Below are 3,242 nucleotides of genomic sequence, written 5' to 3'. Positions count from 1 at the left end.
CAAGGAGCGGCAGCCGGCTTTTCGGCCGGGGACTGCACCCTGGCGGATTCTTTCTGCGGGGCATGCTCATGCGCCGCGCCACCGCCAGAGACAGGAGCGCCGGGCATGGACAGCGGTTCGTCATAGGAAAAGTCTTTATCGTTCACGTAGGATCCTTTGCATCCGGCATGGTCATTTTCATGTTGTGCCGTGAGGTTTGGCACAATTGCAGTCCGAGGGCGGCAAAGATGCCTGACCGTAGGCGTTGCGATGCAAAGCGGGGATGCTCTGCCAGGGGTATAAGACCGTGCCGGGAGTTTTTGTGGCGAAACATCCGCCGGACGTAAAACGTCTTGCGGGCATTTCGCGGCACGGCCTGAATGCCGTGCCGGAATTCAGGGCAAACGCGCCCTACTGCTTCGGCTCCATGGCTTCAGGCCACATCTGGGCGGCCTGCTCACGCAGCTTGTATTTTTGTATCTTGCCGCTGGCCGTCAGGGGGAACCCACTTATTACAGCGACGTATTTGGGTATTTTAAACCAGGCGATCTTGCCGCGGCAGAAAGCCCGCACGTCTTCCGGGCCGATTTCCACGCCGGGGCGGGGAATAATGAAGGCAGCCACCTCTTCGCCATACTTGAAACTTGGCACTGCCACCACCTGCACGTCCAGCACGCCGGGCATACCCATGAGATATTCTTCTATTTCACGCGGATAGACGTTTTCTCCTCCCCGGATAATCATGTCCTTGATGCGGCCCGTAATGCGCAGGTAGCCCTGCTCGTCCATAACGCCGAGGTCGCCGGAATGCAGCCAGCCTTCGGGGCTGATGGTGCGCGCCGTGTCTTCGGGCATATTGTAGTAGCCCTTCATGACATTGTAGCCCCGGCAGAGAATTTCGCCCACCTGACCGCGCGGCAGTTCTTCGCAGGTTTCGGGATCGGCCACACGCACTTCGATGCCGGGCATGGCGCAGCCCACGGTTTCGCAGCGCTGCTGCAGGCTGTCGTGAATATCGGACTGGGTCATGACGGGTGAGCCTTCCGTAAGCCCGTAGCAGATGGTGAGCTCTTTCATGTTCATGTCGTCAATGACGCGGCGCATGAGCGGCTCGGGGCAGACGGACCCGGCCATGATGCCCGTGCGCAGGCTCGACATGTCAAAACGGTGAAAGAGCTTGTGCTCCAGTTCCGCCAGAAACATGGTCGGCACGCCATACAGGGCCGTGCAGCGCTCGGAGTCCACGGCGGCCAGCACCTTGAGCGGATTGAAGGATTCAAGGATCACCATTGTGGCCCCGTGGTTGACGCAGGCCGAAACACCCAGCACGCAGCCGAAGCAGTGGAAGAGCGGCACAGGCAGGCACACCCTGTCTTCAGGGCCGAAGTTCTGGTGGCGTCCTATCCAGTAGCCGTTCAGGCCCACGCCCACATGGGTAAGCATGACCCCGCGCGGAAAGCCCGTGGTCCCCGAGGTATACTGCATGTTGATGACGTCCCAGGGGTGCAGCGAATCCTGCCGGGCCTTGTATTCATCGTCGTCCACCATGACCGACAGGGAGAGTATTTCCGGTACGGAATACATGCCCCGGTGTTTTTCCATGCCCAGAAAGCAGACGCGTTTGAGGTGCGGCAGGCTGTTGCACACAAGGGAACGCCTGGCCTGCACACGCAGTTCGGGCGCGATGCGGTACAGGGTTTCCAGATAGTCGTGGTCGCGCACGCTGTCGATAAGAAAAATGTTTTCGCACTCGGAATGGGTGAGCAGATAGCGCAGCTCGTGCTCGCGGTAGTTGGTGTTTACCGTGATCAGTATGGCCCCGATCTTGGCCGTGGCAAATTGCAGGGCCACCCAGTACGGCACGTTGGTGGCCCATACGGCCACCTTTTCGCCTTTTTGAATGCCCAGCGCCATCAGCCCCTTGGCGAAGCGGTCCACCATGTCGCCGAATTCCCGCCAGGTCTGGCGGTAGTCGCGGTCGGCGTAAACAAGGGCCTCCCTGTCGGGATATCGGCTTACCGTATGGTCAAGAATCTGGCCCAGCGTCCATTCGCGCAGTTCAAACTGGGCTTGGCGCTGGCGAACTTTTTCTTCCATATTTTCTCCTGTGCCTTGGCGGGGCGGATGCGTTTTTCGCCGTGAGTCCGTCCGGGAAAATAAGCGCGTTACCGGCTGGATGGCTTTGCCCTTATAGTCCGCCGGTCTGCGTCAAATTTTGCCTGTTTTGGGCCGGGCAGCGGCAATTCCCGGTCGCGGGCGCCCTGTTTCGCTCAAGGGCGCCCGAGAAACCTTGTCCGCGCGGCTGCCTAGGGGTTATAGGCCACGGCCAGAATTTCTACCGGCTCATCGCCCGCCGCGCCTACATAATGGGGAACGATGGAGTTATAGTAGATGGTTTCGCCGGGCTTGAGCACATGGTTTTCGCGGCCATAAACAACCAGCAGTTCGCCCTTGAGCACCAGAATGAATTCTTCGCCCTGATGCGAACTGGTTTTGCGTTCGCCGGTGTCGGGAAAAATGCGGATATGGAACGGCTCCATATTGCGGTCGTTCTTGCCCTTGCCCAAAGGCTGGTAGGTGTAGCTGGGGCGCGGAATGCGACCGGTGTGCAGGGCTTCTTCGCCCTCGCACGAATCGTGGATGCAGCCCATGATGGGGTCACGGGTAAACTGGTCGTCCAGAAACGTTCCCAGGCGCACGCCGAGGGCGCGGGCTACCTTCTGCAAGGGACCGATGCTGGGATAGATGGCATCGCTTTCAAGCTTTTGCAGATAGCACTGGTCCAGGCCGGTATTCTGGGCCAGGCTTTCGAGGTCAACCTCGCGCTCTTCGCGAAAGGCACGGATACGCGAACCGATGGTGCGGGCAGCGGGCATGGCAGGCTCCTGACTGTAAGCCCGGCATAACGGCGACGCGCCGTCCGGGCGTTTTTTTAGTGGTATGGTGAAAAAAGCGGTATTCCGCCCGGCCTGGGGCTGTTTTTCATAGTGGTTTTGCACCGGCAGCGGGAAAGACGGAGCCGGGCCGCGGGAGTATACTTGGTATGGTATGCGGCTGAATATAACGCTCCGCTTTGCCACAGTGCCGGACAAAAGGAATATGTAGAAAAAGACCCTAGCGAAAAGCCGCATAAGCCGCAAGGGCTGCGGCCTTGATCCCCTTGCCGCAGAAAGCGGACAGGCTGCGGCCGCCGCAGGCGCACGGCCGATTTTTGGCGCACAGGCAGGAAGTGCCGCGAGTGAATCTGGCCGCCAGGCAGAAGG

Annotated in this window: 2 protein-coding genes; both read right to left on the bottom strand. The window is 59.7% G+C overall.

Features of this window, described 5'->3' with window-relative positions; translation table 11 throughout:
- Nucleotides 1-390 precede the first annotated feature (390 nt).
- On the bottom strand, nt 391-2,076 hold the full coding sequence (locus tag V6C16_RS09990) for an AMP-binding protein (protein WP_333536387.1): 1,686 nt from the start codon (nt 2,074-2,076) through the stop codon (nt 391-393).
- A 209-nt stretch (nt 2,077-2,285) separates the two neighbouring features.
- Nucleotides 2,286-2,855 (bottom strand): helix-turn-helix domain-containing protein, encoded by a 570-nt coding sequence (locus V6C16_RS09985; RefSeq protein ID WP_333536389.1) that lies wholly within the window; start codon nt 2,853-2,855, stop codon nt 2,286-2,288.
- Between the last annotated feature and the right edge of the window lie 387 nt (nt 2,856-3,242).

Source organism: Desulfovibrio sp. 1188_IL3213 (assembly GCF_036763145.1).
GTDB lineage: Bacteria > Desulfobacterota > Desulfovibrionia > Desulfovibrionales > Desulfovibrionaceae > Desulfovibrio.
Note: the sequence above shows the minus strand (reverse complement) of the source record. Positions and strands in the feature narration are given on the sequence as shown.

Excerpts from the sequence above, each read along its gene's own strand:
- V6C16_RS09990 (WP_333536387.1), bottom strand. The coding sequence starts at position 2,076 with ATGGAAGAAAAAGTTCGCCAGCGCCAAGCCCAGTTTGAACTGCGCGAA.
- V6C16_RS09985 (WP_333536389.1), bottom strand. The coding sequence starts at position 2,855 with ATGCCCGCTGCCCGCACCATCGGTTCGCGTATCCGTGCCTTTCGCGAA.